Source organism: Pseudoxanthomonas sacheonensis, assembly GCF_031455975.1.
Classification (GTDB): domain Bacteria; phylum Pseudomonadota; class Gammaproteobacteria; order Xanthomonadales; family Xanthomonadaceae; genus Pseudoxanthomonas_A; species Pseudoxanthomonas_A sacheonensis_A.
In genome coordinates, this window is record NZ_JAVDTT010000001.1 from 183332 (window position 1) to 204221 (window position 20890).

Consider the following 20890-nt stretch of genomic DNA (forward strand, 5'->3'; position numbering starts at 1 on the left):
ATAGCTTGTTTAAGACTCCCAACCCCGCGCTGGGGTTCCCCTCCCAAGGGGATCTGATGCTATTCGGTTTATGTTTCTTTAACAAGTCCCCAGCACCCACGCAGAAAGCTACTGAAGCCGTTCAGGGGCCTGTATTCCGACCGGCGGCAGGGCGAAAAGTTCGTCGATCTCGCGGGCGCTGAAAATATAGCGCTGGTCACAGAACTCGCAACGCACTTCGGCCTGACCGTCGGCCAGGGCGGCATGGGCCTCTTCGGCTCCCAGCGACTGCAGCATGGCCGCCACCCGTTGCTGGGAACAAGAACAGGCAAAGCGAAGGGGGCGTTCGGCCAGGATCGACCACTCCTCCTCGTGGAACAGGCGATGCAAAAGCTCGCCTACGGGGAGGGCCAGAAGTTCGTCGGGCTGCAGGGTCTCGAACAAGGCACCGGCGCGGTTCCAGCCGTCGCTGTCACCTTCGTCGCCCGGCAGCTTTTGCAGCATTAGCCCCGCGGCGGCGTTGCCGTCGGCAGCCAGCAGCAAGCGGGTCGGGAGCTGCTCGGACTGATGGAAGTAGTTCTCGAACGCCGCCGAAAGAGTAACGGCTTGCAGGGAAACCAGGCTCTGGTACCGCTGCGGCTCGCGCGGGTCGAGGCCGGGGTTTTCGATGGTGATGGCTAGCAGCGCGTCCTCGCCCAATTCGCGCAGGTCGTGCGGGGCGGCTTCGCCTTCCGCCATTCGGGCGATGCCGCGCAGGGTTCCTTGCGCGGTGCATTCGGCGAACAGCGTGCGCAGCGCGCGTGGGCTCCGCAGCTGCAGGGACAGGCGGCCGTTCACCTTGGCGTGGCCGGTGAACAGTGCAGACGCCACGCAGGCCTGGCCTAGCAGATCGCGCGCCCGGTCGGGATAGGAAGCGTGGGACAGGATCTCCTGCCAGGTGTTTTCCAGACGCACGCAGACTCCGCGCACGCCGGCTCTAGGCAGAAGGAAGCGCGTTTGGTTGTCGCCTGCGTTGCTCACAATTCTCCGGGGGCGGCGTTCTCGCCGTAAAAGACACGATGTCCTCAACGGTATGGGCGACCTGCTGCCGTTCAAGTGACGTAAGCACGAACTGGCTCTTCGGCATGGCTCGCAGGAAGTATCGACGCCGCAGCGGAGCTATTTGCCCGCCGTCCTTCGATACGCTCACCGAGAGGGGCGAAAGGTTAACATTGCGCCCTGATTTCAAATCATTCGCCAGGAACCTCCGCCATCGATCTGCCTTCTCCCGGACGAACCCGATCACGTCGCTGGTTGCGCTGGCTGCTGGCGCTGCCATTCCTGTTCGCGGCGGCCAGCGTCCTGCAGGTGGCCGTGCTGCGTTTCGTCGATCCGCCTTTCTCTGCGTTTATGGTGGCCCGGCAATTGGAAGCTTGGGGCGCGGGCGAAGCGAGCTTTCGGGTGGCCTACGACTGGCGGGACCTGAGGGATATTTCCGCCAACCTGCCGGTGGCGATGGTGGCCGCCGAAGACCAGAACTTCGCCAGCCATAGGGGATTCGATTTCAAGGCCATCGAAAAGGCGCGGATCAACAACGCCAAAGGCCGCAGGGTGCGTGGGGCGAGTACGGTCAGCCAGCAGGTCGCCAAGAACCTGTTCCTGTGGCAGGGCCGCAGCTGGGTGCGCAAAGGCGTGGAAGCCTGGTACACGCTGCTGATCGAACTGATGTGGCCGAAGACGCGGATCCTGGAGGTCTACGCCAACATCGCCGAATTCGGCGACGGCATCTACGGTGCACAGGCTGCGTCCCGCAGCTATTGGCGCAAGGACGCGAGCCGTCTTTCCCCGGCCGAAAGCGCCCGACTGGCGGCGGTGCTGCCTGCTCCGCGACGCTATAGCGTTGCCCGTCCCGGACCCTTCGTGCAACGCCGCGCCAACTGGATCCAGCGTCAAGCGCGGCAGATCGGCGGCTCTGGCTATCTGCAGGCACTGGATTGAACATGGCTAACGATCAGGATCGCCTTACCGTAGTGGTGGCGGCACGCAACGAGGCCGAGGCGCTCCCCACACTGCATCCGCGCATCGCCGCCGCGCTTCATCGCCTGGACGGCGTCAACGCTCAAGTCCTGTATGTGGACGATGGCAGTACCGATACCACTTGGGAAGTGATGCAAGGCTTGGCTCGGCAGGACCCACGCGTCTCGTTGTTGCGCCTGTCGCGTAATTTCGGCAAGGAGCTGGCGCTGACGGCGGCCTTGGATCAGGTGGAAACCGGCGCGGTGCTGATCCTGGACGCCGACGGACAGGATCCGCCCGAGCTGATTCCTCAATTCGTTTCGAAGTGGCGCGAAGGCTACGACGATGTGCATGGCACGCGCATCCAACGAGAAGGCGAGGGCTGGTTGAAGCGCGCCACCGCGGCCGGTTTCTACCGGGTGATCGGGCGTCTGTCCAAGACCCCCATTCCGGCCGATACCGGCGATTTCCGCCTGTTGTCGCCCCGCGCGCTGGCCGCGCTGCGACAGCTGCGCGAACGGCACCGTTTCATGAAAGGGCTGTTCGGCTGGGTGGGTTTCAACCAAGTGGCCATTCCCTATCGCCGTGAGGCGCGTCTTGCGGGACGCAGCAATTTCGGCCTCTGGAAGTTGTGGAACTTCGCGCTGGAAGGCATCACCAGTTTTTCCACCGCACCGTTGCGCGTGGCCACTTACTTCGGTCTGCTGACCGCGGTTTTCGCTTTCCTGTTCGCGGTCTGGATCATCGTCAAGGCCGCCCTGTACGGCGACCCCGTCGCCGGCTGGCCCACGATGATGGTGGTGATCCTGTTCCTGGGCGGCATCCAGCTGATCGCATTGGGACTGATCGGCGAATATCTGGGCCGTCTGTACGACGAATCCAAGCAGCGGCCGCTGTACCTGGTGGATGTCTGGCAACCGGGCGTAGGAGGAGTATTCTCGGCTCAGCAACCCGGTGCGAAAGGAGAGGTCGATGCATACGCTACGCCAATTGTTGGGAAGCAAGACTCCTGAGATCTACGCAGTCGCCTCCGGCGACTCGGTGATCGACGCCATCCGTCTGATGGCCGAAAAAAGCGTAGGCGCCGTCCTGGTGATGGACGGCGTAAGCCTGGCCGGCATCGTTTCCGAGCGCGATTACGCGCGCAAGGTGGTGCTGCATGGCCGCTCCTCCGCGGACACTTCGGTACGGGACATCATGACGGCCGGTGTGATTACGGTCGGGCCCAATCACACGGTCGAACATTGCATGCAGCTGATGACCGAGCACCGGATCCGCCACCTGCCGGTAATGGAGGACGGCGAAGTGATCGGCGTGATCTCGATCGGCGATCTGGTCAAGGCAGTGATCGAAGACCAGAAGGTCCAACTGGATCAGTTGCAGCGGTATATCGCCAGCTAGACGTCGTGTTGGCCTTCAGTGGTTTGCTGACCGTCCTCGGTAGCTGGGCCCAGGAGTTTCTTGTTCTCGCAGAGCGATTTGACACGTAGCGCGGGCACCGCCCGCCGCTTCGCGATGTCGGACAGAGCGGCGGGCGGTGCCCGCCCTACTGGCTACTTCGCGTACTTGCCGCCGCAGGCGCTGTCTTTTCCCGGGCCAAGCTCCAGCGTCGCGAGCAGGGCCGCGGGTGGCGCGATGCTGCCCAGCGCAAGGGCCACCGCACCGCGCAATCCCAGGCGTTTGAAATCCGGGTGGAACGACGGATCCTTGAACGTGCCGCCCACCACCAATGGCGAACGCAGCGCCAGGATGCTTCGGTCCTTTGGCCGCGGGCGCAGCTCCAAGTCCAGGGTTTCGTTCTTCAGGTTGATGTCGCCGTCGCCGACGATCAAGGTGTCTTCGGTGTCGAAGGCCAGCGCACGCGAATGCATCATGCCGTCCTTGACGGCAAAATCGCCGAACGCGCAACGGATGGGAACTTTCTTATCCTTGGTGAGCAGGAACTTCAACGACTCGGCGATATCGATGCCCGCCAGTTCCATCAGCAGGTTGCTGATCTGACCGCGACCCATGCCCAAGGCGACGTCGCCATCGGCGCTGCCCAGCATCGCGGCGATTGAATTGCCGGTGCCGGCGATCGCCATATCGCCACCTATCAAGCCCACCGCATCCTTGGTCAATTTCACATCGGGAAATAGTTTCGACAGGTCCAGACGCCGCACCGAAACCTTGGCCTGCGTGCGTATGACCGCTTCGCGCGCATCCATGCGGATCGTGGAACGGATGTCGCCACCGGCGACTCCGAAGTTCAACGGCACCAGGTTCACGATGCCCGCATTGAGCTTCAGGTGCGCGTCCATGTCGTCGAGAGGCAAGTTGGGCGCGTTGATCCGGTGCGCTTTCAGCCGCACATCAGCATCCATCGAGCGCAGTTTTGTCAGGTCGTAGGGTTTATCGGGCAGCACACGCGTATCGGCCGCGAGCTGCAGCGTTTGCGCGCGCAACTCGGGATTGGTGGATTCGTCGCCGCCGGCCTGCGGCGGAGCGCCGAGGAAGCCGGCCAGATCGTCCAGATCCAGACGTCTGGAAACCAGGTTGGCCTCCAGCAGTGGACGCTTGCGCCCCACCGTGACGGTGGCAGTGCCACCTAGATCGCTGTCGCCGACCACACCTTTGAAGTCCTGATAACGCCAGACATCTCCCTTGCGTATCAGGCGTCCGTCCAGTTTGTACGGCGGGGTCGGGGGAATGGCGATGCCGATCAATGGATACAGGTTTTCCATGTTCTGACCGGAAAGCGCGAGTTGCAGATTGAAATTGCGCAGTTGGAAAGGATTGATCAAATTGCCGCGCGCATGCGCGCGCGTCGGGCCGGCGTCGGCACGCAGATTGATGCGGTAGGGTTTGTCGCTGTTGCTCAGTTCGAACGGAGATTCGGCGCGGCCGGAAATATTGAAGGGGTTGCCGATCCAGCGCCCCTTGCCTTCTACGTCGATGGGCGGGGCCGCATCTTCGCGTCGGGGTTGCGAGCTGTTGACGCTGATGTCGACGTCGGTTTTCTTCGGCGCATTGAAGAATTGCAGACGGCCATCGTCGATCCATATCTTGCGGAACCGTATGGGTTCTCCGTCCGGATCGCCGAACACCCAGTTGCCCACGCCGTCTGGCCCCGTTTCAAGGCGCAGCGTCGGTTTAGTGAGGCGGATCTCCGGGATGCGGGTCTGGCGCTCGAACAACAGAGGCCATATCTCGATATCGAACTCGGCGCGATCGGCGCTGGCCATGGTCGGCTCCTTCGACCATGCCGCATTGCCGAAAGTCAAAGCCTCGCCGCTGATGGTCGTAGTTCGGCCGAGATCCACGTTTAGGTCGCCGCCGATGCGGAATTCTCGACCGGTCTGTGCTCGCACCAAGCTTTGCACTGGCCCCTTGAGCCAGTTCCAGTCGAACAGAACGACAAGGAGTACCAAGGCCAGCGCCAGAACGCCCAACACGACGGAAGTCCTTCGCGAAGGCCTGCGTCGATAGAATGGGACGGGTTTTGGAGCGGCATCGGTCATATGCCGCCAATATCGAGAAAGGCGCGTTCAGGTTGCGCGAAAGTGCGTCTAACCGTTCATGTTGCGCGGCTCAAATCCGCTAGAGACGTGGAGCGAGCACCTGCGCGGTCACCGCGATGAAATGGCAGACGCTGCCGCCGATCACGAACATGTGCCAGATCGCGTGCGAGAAACGGATCGATTCGCGATGGTAGAAATAGGTGCCCAGCGTGTAGAACAGGCCACCCAGCAGCAACCAGCCCAAGGTCCAGCCATCCAGCGCGGTCAGCATCGGTTTGATCGCCACGATGACCAGCCAGCCCATGGCGATATAAATAGCCGTCGACAGCAGCTTGAAACGGCCGGTGTAGAACAACTTGAACACCACGCCGAACACCGCCAGCGTCCAGATGGCGATGAACAGGCCCCAACCCCACGGCCCACGCAGGCCGATCAGCGTGAACGGTGTGTATGTGCCCGCGATCAGCAGGTAGATCGCGCAATGGTCGAACACCTTCAATCGCGCCTTGGCGACCGGATGCTGGATGGAGTGGTACAAGGTCGAGGCGACGTAGAGCAGCAGCAAGCTGACGCCGAATACGATGGAGGCGCCCAACTGCCAGGCATCTCCGTACAGCGCGGCCAGAGTAATCAGCACCGCACCGCCCGCGAGCGCCGCCACCGCGCCGAGACCGTGGGTCAAGGCACTGGCTATTTCGTCGCGATAATCGATTTTTTCTCCGTGCGGGGGACGGGAGGCGGCAGTCATGCCCTGCAAACTACCGCAATGCAGCAGCATCTGCATCCGTGCGTGGCTCACATTTTCAGTGGCCACGTTTCCAAAAGGGAGCCACGACGCTCCGATCCCGCAGCATGCGCCGAATGAGCAGCAGGCTGGCGATGCCGCAGGTCAGCACGGTCAGCACCGAGGCCTCCGCGCCGAAACCGCCTCCATCCAGCCAATCCGGCCCTTGCAGCTGCGAGTCGAACAGGCCATCGACCTTGATGCCCGAGACCGGTATTCCGAATACCGCACCCTGTACGAAATTCCAGCCCGCATGCAGGCCGATGCACCACCAGAGCGAACGGGTGACGTGATACAGCAGCCCGAACAACACCCCGGCTTCGATTGAGATCGCCACCGAACTCCACACGGTCGCGCCGGGGTTGAACGAATGCGCGAAGCCGAAAAACAGCGCCGATACCGCCAACGCGATCCATGTCCCCAGGCCTTCCTCGGTCAGCCGGAACAGGATGCCGCGGCTGATGATTTCCTCGGTGATCCCGGGCGCCACGGCGGTCAGTAGGAACAGCGTCCACAACGGCGCGTCGCCGAAACTGGAGATGGTGTAGGCCTGCGCGGCCCAGAGTTCGGCGGTCACCAGCGCGAACAGCAGCAGCGCGGCGAACAGACCCCACAACAATTGCGGGGACTTGCGCCAGTCCAGTTCGGACAGCGGACGCCTTTCGATGAATTTCGCCAGCAGCCAGTAAGCGAGCAAGTAGGGCAGGACGGCCAGCACGGTGAACGCGAAGTTCGCGCTCATGGTCCTGAAACTATTGGGCGGGATTCCGGCCGACTGCGCTATCCACACGAATACGAGCCTGAGCGCGACCAGCAGCGCCGCGAAATAGACCATGCGCGCCAATGGCGAGCGCAGCAACCTGGACAGGACCTGACGGTGTAGGCCGGGCTGCCGTGCTTCCATCCGTCAGTCCAGGCTCACGCTGTGCGCATGCTCGCGCGTGGCCATGAATTCCACGCCCGGCGCGCGTTCCTGCGCCAGTTGCAGATTGACGCGCGTGGGCGCCAGGTAGACCAGTTCGCCCGCCGCGTCCAGGGCCAGGTTCATCGCGTTCTTGTCGCGGAATTCCTCCAGCTTCTTCGCATCGGCGCAGCGGATCCAGCGTGCGGTGACCACGCCGATCGGTTCGAAGCTGGCGTCCACGCTGTACTCGTCCTTCAGCCGGTAAGCCACCACATCGAACTGCAGCGTGCCTACGGCGCCCAGGATCAGGTCGTTGCTCATCAGCGGACGGAAGAATTGCGTCGCGCCTTCCTCGCTCAATTGCGCCAGGCCCTTCTGCAACTGCTTCAGCTTCAGAGGGTCGCGCAGACGCGCGCGGCGGAACAATTCCGGAGCGAAGTTGGGAATGCCGGTGAAGCTGATCGCCTCGCCTTCGGTGAAGGTGTCGCCGATGGAAATGGTGCCGTGGTTGTGGATGCCGATCACATCGCCCGGCCACGCTTCGACCGCGATCTCGCGGTCGCTGGCCATGAAGGTCAGCGCGTTGGCCAGCTTCATTTCCTTGCCGGTGCGCACATGGAAGCTCTTCATGCCGGCGGCGAAGCGGCCCGAACACACGCGCATGAAGGCGACACGGTCGCGATGCATCGGATCCATGTTGGCCTGGATCTTGAAAACGAAACCGCTGAGCTTGGCTTCGTTCGGGTCAACGGTACGCGTGGTGGTGGCGTGCGGCTGCGGCGCGGGCGCGTGGTCGACGAAAAAGTCGAGCAGCGGCTGTACGCCGAAGTTGTTGACCGCCGAGCCGAAGAACACCGGCGTCTGTTTGCCTGCCAGGTACGCTTCGGCATCGAACGGATGCGAAGCGCCCTGCACCAGCTCCAGTTCGTCGCGCAGTTCGGCCAGCAGGTTCTCGCCCAGGCGTTCGACCAGTTGCGGATCGTCCAGCGAGGCGAAGATCGCCGAGTCCTGGCGGGTGAAGTTGCGGCCCTGTTCGTACAGGTGCACTTCGCCGCTGACCAGGTGCACGACGCCCTTGAGGCGCGAGCCCATGCCGATCGGCCAGGTCACCGGCGCGCACTGGATACCGAGCACGCTTTCCACTTCGTCCAGCAGTTCGATCGGGTCGCGGCCCTCGCGATCCAGCTTGTTGATGAAGGTCATGATCGGCGTGTCGCGCAGGCGGCACACTTCCATCAGTTTGATGGTGCGTTCTTCCACGCCCTTGGCCACGTCGATGACCATCAGCGCCGAGTCAACCGCGGTGAGCACCCGATAGGTGTCCTCGCCGAAGTCGGCGTGGCCGGGCGTGTCCAGCAGGTTGACCATGCGGCCTTCGTAGGGGAACTGCATTACCGACGAAGTCACCGAGATGCCGCGCTCCTTCTCCAGCGCCATCCAGTCGGAGGTCGCGTGCCGCGCGGCCTTGCGGCCTTTCACCGAGCCGGCCATCTGGATGGCGCCGCCGAACAGCAGCAGCTTTTCCGTCAGCGTGGTCTTGCCCGCGTCGGGATGGGAAATGATGGCGAAGGTGCGGCGGCGCGCGGCTTCGGTGGAAATATCGGGCATGGGAAGTCGCGCCGGGTAGGGCGGTTCGAGTATTGGGGAAGAGGCGAATTATAGCGGCTGCGCTGGTCTGCTTTCTGTAGGAGCGCCCCTTGGGCGCGACCGGAAGTTCTCCGGGAGCGCAGTTTCCGCGTAGCGCCGTTTTTTGGTCGCGGGCAGGGCCCGCTCCTACAAGTTCAGCGCCGGCTGCTGGGGAACTTCAGCTCGCCCAGCGGCCCGAACATGCGGAACGGGATCGACTCCAGGCGCATGCCGCGGTTGACCTGCAGTACGAAGTGCAGATGCGGCGCGGTGCTGAAGCCGGTGTTTCCGGACAGGCCGATGCGCTGGCCCAGGCGCACGCGCTGGCCGGTGCGCACCTGCACGCCTTCGGGTTGCAGGTGCGCGTACACGGCCATGCTGCCGTCGTCGTGCAGGATGCGGATGAAGTTGGCGCGGCCGCCGTATTTCTCGCGGTTCAGGCCTGCCTTGTCGAAATCCGATTCCACCTGCATCACCACTCCTTCGCGCACAGCCACTATCGGCGTGCCCTCGGCCAGCGCGAAGTCGATGGCGTAGCGGTTCTGCGGGTCGTTGTGGCTGAAGCTGCCGCCCGGACCCTGGTCCACGCGCACGCGGGCGTAATCGAAGGGCAGGCGGTAGTCGTAGTCGACGGGCCGCGCCGACGGGCTGCCGGGAAGGCCATCGAGCAACAATTCGAAATCGCCCCCGCGGATCGGATCGGTGATGGTGACCGTGGCGACCAGCACGCTGCTGCGCGCCGGCACGGTGGCTTCGGCGGGCAAAGTAGGGCTGCCGACGACATTGCTGTCGTGTTTGAAGCGCAGCATCACTTCGACCGGCCCGTGCAGCAGGTTGTCCGCCCAGGCTTCGTAACGGCCGCGTTTGTTTTCCAGACGCAGCCGTACCAGGGCGCCGGGCGGATTGCGGAAGCGGACCACGTTCACGTCGCTGGCCGGAAGCTCGTCGGCTGCCGGCGGCTGGTCGCCGTACTGGGTCACGCCATGGCGATCTTTCCAGCGGTACAGGCGCGCGGCGTCGGCGTCGGCCATGCCCAGCAGCATCAACGCCAATCCGAGACACCAGGCTGTGGGGACGCGGACCGCCTTCATCGCATGCAGCGGTCCGACAATCCCAGTGCGCGCGCGACATCGCGCAGGTCGAACGCGGCCACCGCCTTGTCGTCATGCAGTGCGAACAGCGCGCCCGCCGGGAAGCGAGGCGTGCCCGCCGCGTAAAGCACTTGTCCATCGGTATTGGCGACGACCTGACCCGAGAATGTCTTCAAAGGTTGCAGGTTGGTGCGATCGAAGATGCGGAATACGGTGGGCCGCAATTGATCCACGGCGATCCAATAACCCTCGCCGGAATCGCAGGCCCATAAAGCCACGCCTTCGGCATCGGCATCGAACAGCGGCAGGCTGCGGGCGCGGTACAGACCTTCCAGCGTGTATTCGCGCAGGGTCGAACCCACCCGCCGGTCCTCATCGGCGATCAATAAGCGATCGTTGATCGAGTCGCCGGCGATCGATTCCACCATGCGCAGGGCGCCGGCTTCGCTGGTATCGCCGAACGCGCCCAGGTATTTCGATTGCAGCTTGCCCTGGCCGTCCACCTGCACCTCGAAGCGCTTCACGCGCTGGTCCAGTTCCCCCATGGGCGGCAATTCGCCGGTCCTGAAATCCGCCATGAAGCTGTCGGTGACGAACAGTTCCAGGTCGTCCGGACCGTTTTCGCGCACCCACAGGCCATAGGGAACACGCAGTACGTCCTGGCCGACGAAGCCCATCGGCGTGAAATCGGGAAGCCTGAACACTTGCACCCGATGGTTGTCGCGTTCGGCCACGAACAACAGGTCGCCATACACCGCGATGCCGTTGGGACGGTTGAATTGCGATACGCCTTCGCCGCGTTCGCCGACGCTGCGCAGGCGTTGACCGGTCTCGGCGTCGTAAACCACCAATCGATGGCTGGACTTGGCGGTGGCGATCAACCAGAGGTGGCCGTCCTCGGTGGGCCAGACCGCCAGCGAATCCAGTTCGTCCTCAGGGCTTTCCGTGGAAACCCAGGCCTCGGCAATCACCGCATCCACCGCGGTCTTGGGCGCTGGAACCTGCGGCGCGGAAGTGTGCGGGGCCGGAGCGGTGGCGCAGGCCGCCAGCAGCGTCAGGCAGGCGCCGAGCGCAAGCTGGCCCAGAGCAGGTCGGGAAGGAGTCATATGCTAATTATGCGTTAAGGCCGGCGTGGCTTGCGACCGGTATTGTGACCTAGTCCATCGCTTTATCCGAATAAAGCGATTGACATGTCGAAAAACGGCTGGCAAGCTGGCGCCACCATCGAGACCGGCAGAGGGACAGGCCCTTTGAAGCCGGGGCAGCCAGGCGACGCGCAAGCGCCGCCCAGGTGCCAAATCCTGCGGAGACCTCTGCGTCTACCGGAAGATGGTTCGATCCTGCCTTGCGCGGGGCGAACGCCGAGCTCCGCGAAGCTCGATGGTTGTAGTCCAAGTTCCTCCACTGGATACCGCCATGAGCTTCGTCAACGCCGCCCTGCATGCCGTTCCTTCCCTGCCGCCGTTGCCGGCCTACGAGCCGTCGACGGGTCCATTGCCGACGGAAGCCGCGCGCGACCTGCGCGGCGAAATCAGCCTGCGTCTCGACTTGCGCCATGCCGGCATCCGTCAGGTGACTCTGCGTTACGAGTTGCTGGGCGAGGCGGGATTGCCGGTCGTGTTCGTGGCGGGCGGAATTTCAGCGCATCGCCACGTGGTGGCCAGCGAAACCTTCCCCGAGAACGGCTGGGCCAATGCGCTGGCACAAGCCGGCCGTGCGCTCGACCCCACGCGCCGCCGTCTGCTGGCCATCGACTACGTCGGCGCCGACGGCAAGCTGGACGTGCCGCTGGAAACCGCCGATCAAGCCGATGCCATCGTGCAGTTGTTGGATGCGCTGAAGATCGAACAGCTGCATGCCTTCGTCGGATATTCGTACGGCGCGCTGGTGGGTCTGCAGCTCGCGGCGCGCCATCCGTCCCGTCTGCGCAAGCTGATCGCGGTGAGCGGCGCACATCGCGCACACCCGTATGCATCCGCTTGGCGCGCGCTGCAGCGCAAAGCCGTGGCGTTGGGCCAGTTGCAGTGCGCCGATGCGCAAGGGCTTTCGCTGGCGCGCCAGTTCGCGATGCTGAGCTACCGCACGCCGGAGGAATTCGACGAGCGTTTCGACGCCGCTCCGGAAATCATCAACGGCCGCGTGCGTTGCGCCGCCGAGGACTACCTGGACGCCGCCGGCGCGCAATACGTGGCGCGCACGCCGGTCACCGCCTATCTGCGCCTGTCCGAATCCATCGACCTGCACCGCTTGGATCCTGCCCAGGTCGGCGTGCCGACCGTGGTGGTAGCCGTCGAAGGCGATCGTCTGGTGCCGCTGGCCGATTCCGTGGCGCTGGTCGAAGGCCTGAACACACAGGGTTCCAGCGCGCGCGGACAGCTGCGCGTACTGCGCTCGCCCTACGGCCACGACGCCTTCCTGAAAGAAACCGATCGCATCGACAACATCCTGGTGGCCGCCCTGCGCGATGCCGACCGCAACGAGACTGGAGAAACCGCATGAGCCGCCACACCGACAACGACGCTCCTTGTAGCTCGGCCACTTCGGCCGTACGCGCCGGCATAGATCGCGACACCGCCTATGGCGCGGTCACGCCGCCCATCGTGCTGTCGTCCAACTTCAGCTTCGACGGCTTCGGCAACAAGCGCCAGTACGACTACACACGCAGCGGCAACCCGACCCGCGACCTGCTGGGCGAAGCGCTGGCCGAACTGGAAGGCGGCGCCGGCGCGGTAATCACTTCCACCGGCATGGCCGCCATCACCCTGGTACTGAACGCCTTGCTTGAACCGGGCGACCGTCTGGTAGTGCCACACGATGCCTACGGCGGAAGCTGGCGCCTGTTCAATGCGCTGGCGAAGAAAGGCCATTTCGAGCTGATCACCGCCGACCTGACCGATCCGCGTTCCTTCGCCGATGCGCTGGCGCAGTCGCCGAAGCTGGTGCTGATCGAAACGCCTTCCAACCCGCTGTTGCGCATCACCGACCTGCGCTTCGTCATCGACGCGGCCAAAAAGGCTGGCGCGATCACCGTAGTCGACAACACCTTCCTGTCGCCGGCGCTGCAGAAGCCCATCGAGTTCGGCGCCGACGTGGTGCTGCATTCCACCACCAAATACATCAACGGCCATAGCGACGTGGTCGGGGGCGCGGTCGTCGCGCGCGAAGCGGAAACGCATGAAAAACTCGTGTGGTGGGCCAACGCGCTGGGCCTGACCGGTTCGCCGTTCGACAGCTTCCTGACGTTGCGCGGGCTGCGCACATTGGACGCGCGGCTGCGCGTGCACCAGGAGAACACCACCGCCATCGCGACATTGTTGGATGAGCACCCTGTGGTTTCCAAGGTGTATTTTCCGGGTTTGGCCTCGCATCCCGGCCATGCCGTCGCCGCACGCCAACAGAAGGGTTTCGGCGCGATGCTGAGCGTGGAGCTGCATGGCGGAGAAGCGGCTGTGCGCGCGTTCGTCGATGGATTGAAATATTTCACCCTGGCCGAATCGCTGGGCGGCGTGGAAAGCCTGATCGCGCATCCGGCGACGATGACCCACGCGGCGATGACCGCCGAAGCGCGGGCCAAGGCCGGTATTTCCGACGGCCTGCTGCGCTTGTCGATAGGCATCGAATCCACCGACGATTTGATCGCCGATCTGTCGCAGGCTCTGTTGCGTGCCGAACGCGCCATCGCCGGCCAGGCGGAGGACGAACGCATCCTCGTCGACGCATGAGCAGCGTCGTGCGTCTGGCGACGGCGTACCGTTCGGTGCCGGCGCCGAAGTTGGCTCTGTTGGGCACCGGCGTAGTGGGCACGGCATTCGTAGCCCGTTACCAGCGGTTGCAGCAGTGCGGTCATCCCTTGCCGGCATTCGCGTGGCTCGCCAACTCGCGCGCGCTGCAGTATTGCGATGAGTTGCCTGCACGCGCGCTGGAACAAGCCCGCGCCTCCACGCTGGAAGTCGCCGCGCTGCCGCCCTGGGCGGAAGCCGAAGCGCTGCGTCGTGGCGACGTGCTGGTCGACGCGACCGCAAGCGAAACCGTGGCCGACTGGCATGCAAGCTGGCTGGCGCGTGGCGTGCACGTGGTCACTGCCAACAAACTCGGCTATGGCGGCGCGCTTTCACGGGCGAGCGCCATTGCGGAAGCGGCGCAGGAAGGCAACGCGCGCTACGGCGACAGCGCGACCGTCGGCGCGGGGCTGCCGCTGCTGCGCAGCTTGCGCGAGCTGGTGGCCGGTGGCGATCGCATCCATCGGGTCGAAGGCGTGCTCTCGGGTTCGCTGGCTTGGCTTTTCCATCACTACGACGGCATGCGTCCGTTCTCGGGTTTCGTACGCGAAGCCCGCCAGCACGGTTACACCGAGCCGGATCCCCGCCTGGATCTTTCGGGTGAAGACGTGCGCCGCAAACTGTTGATCCTGGCGCGCGCAGCGGGATTGCCGCTGCAGGGAGAAGCGGTGACGGTGGAATCGCTGGTGCCGCAACAACTCGCCACGCTTCCGCTGGAAGAACTCGATCGCGGCCTGGACCAGCTGGACGTGCCGCTCGCCGCGCATTTCAAAGCCGCTTACCGCAATGGCGCGAAGCTGCGCTTCCTCGGCCGTTTCGACGACAGTGGCGCCAGCGTCGGTTTGCAGGCGTTACCGGCCGACAATGCGCTTTGCGGCGGGGGCGGTACCGACAACCGCGTCGCCATTTTCAGCGATCGCTACTGCGATCAGCCGCTGCTGATCCAGGGGCCGGGCGCGGGGGCGGAAGTCACTGCGGCGGCGTTGCTGGACGATGTCTTGAAAATAGCCGCCTGAGAGCACCATTGCCTACGGACGGGCCGCGCATCCGCTAAAATATCGGCGCAGACGTAGCGTCTGCGACTCAGGGGTGCAGATGAATCCGCTCAACCCGACCCAGACGGCGCCGAGCATCGCCTTGCTTGAGGACGACGTCGTACTGCGCGAGCGCGTCCTGTTGCCTGGTTTGAAGGATTTCGGTTTCGTCGTCAGCGGCCACGAAACCGCCGCCGCGCTCTACGCGCATCTGCAGAACCAAGCCGCCGATATCGTGATACTGGACGTGGGCTTGCCCGACCAGGATGGCTTCAGCGTGGCCCGGCAATTGCGGGAGATCTATCCGTTGCTGGGTATCGTCATGCTCACCGGCCGCGGTAAAACACCGGATCGCGTGCGAGGCTTGAGCGAAGGCGCCGATGCGTATCTGTCCAAGCCGGTGGAGATAGAACTGCTCGCGGCCACGCTGCACAGTCTGGCGCGTCGCCTGCGCGGTAACGGCGAGCGCACGAAAGTCCACCCCGGTTGGCGCCTCGATGCCGATGGCTGGTGCCTGTTGACGCCATCGGGCGCCGTGGTGGCGCTGACCAAGAGCGAGCGCAGTCTGTTCGCCTGTCTGTCCGCTTCGCCCGGCAAGTTGGTCACCCGCGAGGCGCTGATCGCCGCGTTGACCAGCAATGTCTTCGACTTCGACAACCATCGCCTGGATTCCATGATCCACCGTCTGCGCCGTAAGGTCGCCGACGCCTGCGGCGAACCGCTGCCGCTGTCGGCCGTGCATGGCGAAGGGTATGTGTTGACCGCGACGCGTTGACGCGCGGAGTTCTGGCGGAAGTACGGCAGCCGCGGCTCGCTTCTTCGGCGAACGTGTCCGTCTTCCAGGAGTGGTCGATTTTTCCTATTTGTTTCCGGAGGCGGCGTCGGCAGGCGGACCGCTCGGCGCCAGCGGCAGCAATATCGCAAACGTAGTGCCGATACCGAGCCGGCTGTTCGTCTCGATGCGTCCGCCCGCGTTCTCCACAAGATCACGCACCACGGACAATCCCAAGCCGGTGCCGCTATCGGCGGGTTTGGTGCTGTAGAACGGATCGAACGCGCGGTGCAGAACTTCCTCCGTCATACCGTGTCCGGTGTCGGACAGGCCGATGCGGACCATCTCGCCGCGCTGTTCTTGCAGGCGTCCGACTTCGATCGAGAAGTCGCCGCCCTGGTGCATGGCATCGCGCGCGTTGGCGGCGATGTTGAGGATCATCAGTTCGAACTGGCTGCGATCCAGGCGAACAGGCAGCGCCTGTGGTTCGACCAGAATCTCCAAGCCTATGTCGGCATCGAACATCTGGCGCAGCATCGGCTTCAGTTCGTGTATGGCGTTGCCGGCATCGAACACTTCGATGCTGGAAACATCGTGCCTGCCGAAACGCAGCAACTTGCGGCTGATCGCGCTGCCGCGCCTGGCCGCGATCTCCACGCCTTCCAGCGATTCCTCCAACGCTGCCGCGCGCGATACGGTAGCGGTGCCCGACTGGTGCCGCTGCGATGCGAAACCCAGGATGATGCCCAGGATATTGTTGAAGTCGTGGGCGATGCCGCTGGCTAGGCGCCCGGTGGCTTCCATCTTCTGCGAATGGATCAGTTGCGCTTGCGCGCGTTCGCGCACGGCCATCTCGTGCTGCAGCGCCCGGCTGTGGGCGATGGATTCGCCCAGGCTTTCGCGCAATGCCTGGATCGTGCGGTCGAGTACCGCCGTGATCAGCAAATGGCTGATCAGCACGGCCGGCACATTGACCAGGGCCTTGCGGATCGCCTCGGTGGTTCCGCCCGCGTCCCTTATCTCGGTGGCGAATCCGATGCCGAATACCAGCATCAGCAGGCCGAACACGGTCCAGAGCGCCGTGCGCCCCAGCACCAATCCGCCGATCACCAGCGGCAGGATGGTGGGCGCCGGATCGATCACGCCGGGCTGCGTGCCGAACTGGAAGAACACGATCGCCAGCGAGATCAGCTGCGGTGCCAAGAACAGCACGATCGCAGGCTTGAAGCGGCCGCGGCGGATCATGACGATGCTGATCCAGGCCAGAGCGATGATCGCGACATCCATCAGCAGGATGATCATCCTGCCCTCGGTGGGTAGGCTGCCGCGGGCGATGATCCGCCACGCCCAGTTCAGCGGCAGCAGAAGCCCGTAACAGAGCAGCAGCGCCTGCATGACGGGCGCATTGCGGCGATCCACCGGGTCGGTGATGGGCGCGCTGCGCAGCCAGCGTAAAAAACGATGCCACATGTCGATCGCGCAGTCCCGCGGACGCACGGCGCCCCATTGGAAAACGGAAACGATCGGCCCATGCATCCGTGCGCAGCCGCGGTGGGCAACTGGCGATGCCGACGGTGAGAATTGCGCGATTATCCGGTGAGAACATCGTGCGTGACAAGGCGGTTACGCAGGCCTTACGTTCGCATCCAGGCCGAGGGGGGCGCAGCGCAGGAGCGCTTGGTCCCGGCAGCCAGTCTTTGCCGGGGGTACATCGGCAAATCAACCTGAATCGATGCTGCGGCAACGACCGGCTTCGCGCCGGCGTTTTTGGCCGATGGGTGTCTTTTTGCTCTTGAAATATCAAATTTTGGAGAGAAATTCGATGAACAGGGTTTTCAGTCGGGTGTGGAACCGGTCATTGCAGGCGCTGGTGGTAGTTTCGGAATTGGCGGCTAGTAGCGGCAGGAAGGCGGGGCGGATCCATCGCCAAGGCATGCCGGCCCTGGGCGCATTGTTGCTCTCGGCGAGCTTCGCGCTGACGCCCAGCGCGCACGCGGCCGACTCCGCGACGGTCGGAGACACAACCGATGCGACATGCGCCGATACGATGCCCGCCGGTGCGCAGCAGACGGACCAGGCCGGATGCGAGGCAAAGGCGCAGGCCGATGCCGGGATCATGGCGGTGGTCGACGACGCCTACATCAAGGTGAACGGCGCCGGCGACGGCAGCGACGATGCCACCATGACCGGCGAGGGCGCCATCGCCATCGGCAGCAGCAGCTGGGCCGCGGCCAATGCCACCACTGCGATCGGTTCGGGCAGCATCGCCTTCGGCCTCGGCGCCAGCGCCTTCGGCCAAGGCGCGATGGCCTTCGGCGACGCCAGCGTGGCCGTGGGCCAGGGCGCATATGCGTCTGGCGATGGTCCTGTCATGGGTTTGGGCAATACCGCGATCGGCGCCTCGGCTTCGGCCGAAGCCGAGCAGGGCGGTACCGCGATCGGTGCGCTCAGCCTCGCCTCCGGCACCGGTTCCACGGCTATCGGCGGTAATGCGGAGGCCTATGGAGATGGCAGTCTGGTAGCCGGTTTCGGCAGTGGCGCCAACGGCGAAGCCGGAGTGGCGCTTGGCGCCAACTCGCGCGCCATGGGTGGCGATTTCGGTGTCGCCATCGGCGGATCCAGCTACGCGATCGGCGAAGGCGCCACCAGCGTTGGCGGTCTGGCCTGGGCCCAAGGCAACTACGCGCTGGCATCGGGCTATTACTCCACCGCCGTGGGCGATGGCAGCATCGCGCTCGGCGGCGGCCTCGGCGTCGACCTCGATGGCGATGGCGTGATCGGTCCGGGTGAAGCGACGATCGCCGCCGGCTATCACGCAGTCGCGCTAGGCTATCAAGCCGCCGCACTTGGCGACGGTACGCTGGCGCTGGGCGATCAGGCGCAGGCTCTGCAGCTCAACGCCACCGCCGTAGGAACCATGAGCGTGGCGGCAGGCGAATCCAGCACCGCCACCGGCGCCAACAGCGTCGCCAATGGTGTGGAAAGCAGCGCTTACGGCGCCAACAGTTACGCCGATGCCGATTACTCGACGGCCGTGGGCAGCGGCAGCTTGGCATTGGGCGAAGGTTCGTCGGCGCTCGGCGCTGGCGCCAACGCGCTTGGCACCGAGAGCGTCGCCAGCGGTTATGGCAGCGTCGCCACTGGCGAATATTCGGTCGCGCAAGGCAGCGGCAGCCAGGCGCTGGGCGAAGCCTCTATCGCGATCGGCGTGCAAAGCCTGGCCAGCGGCGCGGACAGCATCGGCATCGGCGCCGGCAGCCAAGCGGGCGACTTCGGCACCTCTGTCGGCACGCTGAGCAATGCCTCCGGCTACGGCGCCAGCGCTTTCGGCGACAACGCCTGGGCGACGAACGATTTCTCCTTGGCCATGGGCGCCAATTCAAGCTCGCTGGCGATTGGCGGTATCGCGATCGGTACCGACAGCTACGTCGATGCCAACGCCGACCACGGCATCGCCATAGGCAACCTCGTGATGGCGTACGGCAAGAATTCGATCGCCATGGGCGGTCTGTGGACCACTGCGGGTGCCGATGGCGCGATCGCGATCGGCGGCACCAAGGCCTGCACCGGTTTCATGTGCATCGAGGAGAACACTTTGGCCTGGGGCATCAACAGTGTCGCGCTGGGCGCTGGCGCGACGACCCAGGCGGACGGAGCCACTGCTCTGGGCAGCGGTGCCCAGGCCGGCGGTATCGATTCGATCTCGATCGGCATGGACTCAAGGGCGTGGACCGACAACTCCACCGCCATTGGCGCCCGCACCTATGCGATGGGCGAGAACTCGGTCGCGCTCGGCGCCGATTCGGTCACCTCCCGCGCCAACACGGTGACGGTAGGTAGTGAGTGGACCGGGATGACGCGTCAGATAACCGGCGTCGCCGCCGGTACCGAGGCCAACGATGCGGTGAACCTGGCCCAGTTGGATGCGGTGGCCGGCGCCATGAACGACGACGACCACTACTTCGCCGCCAACGGTTTGGCCGACGGCAGCGACGATGCGGTCGCAGCCGGCGAAAATTCCATCGCCGCCGGCGCCAACAGCGTGGCCGAAGGCGTCGAGAGCAGCGCGTTCGGTTACCAGAGCAATGCCGTCGGCGATTACTCGTTGGCGTTCGGCAGCAGCAGCTTGGCGCTGGGCGAAGGCTCGTCGGCCATTGGCACCGGCGCCAACGCGATCGGCAGCTACAGCGTGGCCAACGGTTACGGCAGCATCGCCAATGGCGACAACAGCAGCGCGATCGGCGCGAACGCAACGGCCGAGGGTGGTTCCAGCTTTGCTGGCGGCAACAGCGCGCAGGCCAATGGCGGTGGCAGCGTGGCCCTGGGCTCGAGCAGCATCGCCAACGGTTCCAATGGCGTTTCCGTCGGTGCGGGCAGCGAATCGAATGGCTTCTTCGCGACCGCGGTGGGCGGCCTGGCACTGGCCGACGCTCCGTTTACGACGGCGATCGGCGCGTTCGCGACGGCGGATGGCTGGCAGAGCGTCGCGGTCGGCTCAGGTGCCTACGCCACCGATTTCAATGCGACGGCGATCGGCGCGAACAGCATGTCCGGGGTCGGCGGCGTTGCGATCGGTGCGGGAGCGGCGTCCGGGTTCTGGTCGACAGACGAGGAAACGGGCGAGAACGTTTTCGTCGGGTCGCAAGGCACCGCTGTCGGCCAGAACGCGGCGGCGACCGGACAGTTCAGCACCGCGCTGGGCGGCTTCTCGGATGGCTCGTTCGCTTCGGCGGGCGCGGCCGGAATGTACAGCACGGCTTTGGGTGCGGGCGCTTATGCAGGTTCGTACTGGGACAGCGCTCTCGTCGGCGACTACACCACCGCGGTCGGCGCCGAAAGCTGGGCGATCGGCGGTTCGGCCACCTCGCTGGGTTACAACAGCTTCGCCCAAGCCGAACACGCCACGGTGCTCGGCGCCAATGCGTGGACTACCGCCGAAGCGAGCAACAGCGTCGCTCTCGGCGAAGGTTCGCTGGCCGATCGCGCCGACACGGTTTCGGTGGGTGCGGCGCAGGACTGGACCGATGCTGGCGGCGTAGTGCACGCAGCGATCGATCGCCAGATCACCAATGTCGCCGCCGGTACCGAGGCCACCGATGCGGTGAACAAGGGCCAGCTCGATCAGGCGATCGCCGGAGTCGGTGGCGATGTCGGCGAGATCAATGCGGCTGCAGTGAAATACGACGACCCGGACGCCAAAGACGCGATCACCCTGGGCGGAGCCGAAGGCACGACCATAAGCAACCTCAAGGCCGGCACGCAGTCCGGCGACGCGGTTAACTTCGCTCAGCTGGATTCGGTGGCGTCCGCTCTCGGCGGCGGCGCCGCATTCGGCGCCAACGGCCTGATGATCGCGCCGGTCTACAGCATCCAGGGCGGCAGCTATTCCAACATCGGTTCGGCATTCGGTGCGCTCGATAACGCAC

Annotated in this window: 15 protein-coding genes, 1 pseudogene and 1 riboswitch; of the genes and pseudogenes, 8 read left to right on the plus strand and 8 right to left on the minus strand. The window is 64.6% G+C overall.

Features of this window, described 5'->3' with window-relative positions; all coding sequences use genetic code 11:
* Positions 1–108: 108 nt before the first annotated feature.
* Positions 109–1002 (minus strand): Hsp33 family molecular chaperone HslO, encoded by an 894-nt coding sequence (locus J2W94_RS00790; protein ID WP_430540554.1) that lies wholly within the window; start codon positions 1000–1002, stop codon positions 109–111.
* A 198-nt stretch (positions 1003–1200) separates the two neighbouring features.
* Between J2W94_RS00790 and mtgA the strand changes: the two genes are divergently transcribed.
* From mtgA to J2W94_RS00805, 3 genes are read left to right on the plus strand one after another with little or no spacing between them, the layout of a single operon-like run.
* Complete coding sequence (gene mtgA / locus J2W94_RS00795) at positions 1201–1956, plus strand: monofunctional biosynthetic peptidoglycan transglycosylase (protein ID WP_430540555.1); 756 nt, start codon at positions 1201–1203, stop codon at positions 1954–1956.
* A 2-nt stretch (positions 1957–1958) separates the two neighbouring features.
* Positions 1959–2987, plus strand: a complete 1029-nt coding sequence (locus J2W94_RS00800) for a glycosyltransferase family 2 protein (protein ID WP_310089702.1) — start codon at positions 1959–1961, stop codon at positions 2985–2987.
* On the plus strand, positions 2947–3375 hold the full coding sequence (locus J2W94_RS00805) for a CBS domain-containing protein (RefSeq protein WP_310089703.1): 429 nt from the start codon (positions 2947–2949) through the stop codon (positions 3373–3375). Before J2W94_RS00800 ends, J2W94_RS00805 begins: the two co-directional genes overlap by 41 nt.
* A gap of 152 nt (positions 3376–3527) precedes the next feature.
* Here J2W94_RS00805 and J2W94_RS00810 read toward each other — a convergent pair whose 3' ends face one another.
* From J2W94_RS00810 to J2W94_RS00835, 6 genes are all read right to left on the minus strand, one after another.
* Positions 3528–5474, minus strand: coding sequence for an AsmA family protein (locus J2W94_RS00810; protein WP_310089704.1), 1947 nt, complete (start codon positions 5472–5474; stop codon positions 3528–3530).
* A gap of 79 nt (positions 5475–5553) precedes the next feature.
* Entirely contained in the window at positions 5554–6222 is a 669-nt protein-coding gene (gene trhA / locus J2W94_RS00815) for a PAQR family membrane homeostasis protein TrhA (protein WP_310089705.1), read from the minus strand.
* A 55-nt stretch (positions 6223–6277) separates the two neighbouring features.
* Positions 6278–7162, minus strand: a complete 885-nt coding sequence (locus tag J2W94_RS00820) for a CPBP family intramembrane glutamic endopeptidase (protein WP_310089706.1) — start codon at positions 7160–7162, stop codon at positions 6278–6280.
* Between the two features lie 3 nt (positions 7163–7165).
* On the minus strand, positions 7166–8770 hold the full coding sequence (locus J2W94_RS00825) for a peptide chain release factor 3 (RefSeq protein ID WP_310089707.1): 1605 nt from the start codon (positions 8768–8770) through the stop codon (positions 7166–7168).
* Between the two features lie 173 nt (positions 8771–8943).
* Entirely contained in the window at positions 8944–9879 is a 936-nt protein-coding gene (locus J2W94_RS00830) for a M23 family metallopeptidase (RefSeq protein WP_310089708.1), read from the minus strand.
* Entirely contained in the window at positions 9876–10985 is a 1110-nt protein-coding gene (locus J2W94_RS00835) for a phytase (RefSeq protein WP_310089709.1), read from the minus strand. Before J2W94_RS00835 ends, J2W94_RS00830 begins: the two co-directional genes overlap by 4 nt.
* Positions 10986–11097: 112 nt before the next feature.
* Positions 11098–11215: riboswitch (SAM riboswitch) on the plus strand.
* An 80-nt stretch (positions 11216–11295) separates the two neighbouring features.
* On the opposite strand from J2W94_RS00835, the gene metX reads away from it, so the two are divergent.
* The 4 genes from metX to J2W94_RS00855 all read left to right on the plus strand — a co-directional run bounded on the left by metX (position 11296) and on the right by J2W94_RS00855 (position 15467).
* Complete coding sequence (metX, locus tag J2W94_RS00840; protein WP_430540529.1) at positions 11296–12378, plus strand: homoserine O-succinyltransferase MetX; 1083 nt, start codon at positions 11296–11298, stop codon at positions 12376–12378.
* Entirely contained in the window at positions 12375–13601 is a 1227-nt protein-coding gene (locus J2W94_RS00845; protein ID WP_310089710.1) for an O-succinylhomoserine (thiol)-lyase, read from the plus strand. The genes metX and J2W94_RS00845 overlap by 4 nt, the downstream gene beginning before the upstream one ends.
* Positions 13598–14674: a homoserine dehydrogenase gene (locus tag J2W94_RS00850; protein WP_310089711.1), complete on the plus strand. Its 1077-nt coding sequence runs from the start codon at positions 13598–13600 to the stop codon at positions 14672–14674. The genes J2W94_RS00845 and J2W94_RS00850 overlap by 4 nt, the downstream gene beginning before the upstream one ends.
* Before the next feature lie 79 nt (positions 14675–14753).
* The gene (locus J2W94_RS00855) at positions 14754–15467 is read left to right on the plus strand and encodes a response regulator transcription factor (RefSeq protein ID WP_310089712.1); all 714 of its coding nucleotides are present in this window, start codon (positions 14754–14756) and stop codon (positions 15465–15467) included.
* Positions 15468–15551: 84 nt separating this feature from the next.
* Here the strand turns inward: J2W94_RS00855 and J2W94_RS00860 are convergent, their stop codons facing one another.
* Positions 15552–16934 (minus strand): sensor histidine kinase, encoded by a 1383-nt coding sequence (locus tag J2W94_RS00860; protein WP_310089713.1) that lies wholly within the window; start codon positions 16932–16934, stop codon positions 15552–15554.
* A gap of 352 nt (positions 16935–17286) precedes the next feature.
* Between J2W94_RS00860 and J2W94_RS00865 the strand changes: the two are divergent.
* Positions 17287–20793: pseudogene (locus J2W94_RS00865) on the plus strand (ESPR-type extended signal peptide-containing protein); the annotation flags it as partial.
* Between the last annotated feature and the right edge of the window lie 97 nt (positions 20794–20890).

Coding starts and splice junctions, on each gene's coding strand:
- J2W94_RS00800 (WP_310089702.1), top strand. CDS start 1,959: ATGGCTAACGATCAGGATCGCCTTACCGTAGTGGTGGCGGCACGCAAC.
- J2W94_RS00805 (WP_310089703.1), top strand. CDS start 2,947: ATGCATACGCTACGCCAATTGTTGGGAAGCAAGACTCCTGAGATCTAC.
- J2W94_RS00810 (WP_310089704.1), bottom strand. CDS start 5,474: ATGACCGATGCCGCTCCAAAACCCGTCCCATTCTATCGACGCAGGCCT.
- trhA (WP_310089705.1), bottom strand. CDS start 6,222: ATGACTGCCGCCTCCCGTCCCCCGCACGGAGAAAAAATCGATTATCGC.
- J2W94_RS00820 (WP_310089706.1), bottom strand. CDS start 7,162: ATGGAAGCACGGCAGCCCGGCCTACACCGTCAGGTCCTGTCCAGGTTG.
- J2W94_RS00825 (WP_310089707.1), bottom strand. CDS start 8,770: ATGCCCGATATTTCCACCGAAGCCGCGCGCCGCCGCACCTTCGCCATC.
- J2W94_RS00830 (WP_310089708.1), bottom strand. CDS start 9,879: ATGAAGGCGGTCCGCGTCCCCACAGCCTGGTGTCTCGGATTGGCGTTG.
- J2W94_RS00835 (WP_310089709.1), bottom strand. CDS start 10,985: ATGACTCCTTCCCGACCTGCTCTGGGCCAGCTTGCGCTCGGCGCCTGC.
- metX (WP_430540529.1), top strand. CDS start 11,296: ATGAGCTTCGTCAACGCCGCCCTGCATGCCGTTCCTTCCCTGCCGCCG.
- J2W94_RS00845 (WP_310089710.1), top strand. CDS start 12,375: ATGAGCCGCCACACCGACAACGACGCTCCTTGTAGCTCGGCCACTTCG.
- J2W94_RS00850 (WP_310089711.1), top strand. CDS start 13,598: ATGAGCAGCGTCGTGCGTCTGGCGACGGCGTACCGTTCGGTGCCGGCG.
- J2W94_RS00855 (WP_310089712.1), top strand. CDS start 14,754: ATGAATCCGCTCAACCCGACCCAGACGGCGCCGAGCATCGCCTTGCTT.
- J2W94_RS00860 (WP_310089713.1), bottom strand. CDS start 16,934: ATGTGGCATCGTTTTTTACGCTGGCTGCGCAGCGCGCCCATCACCGAC.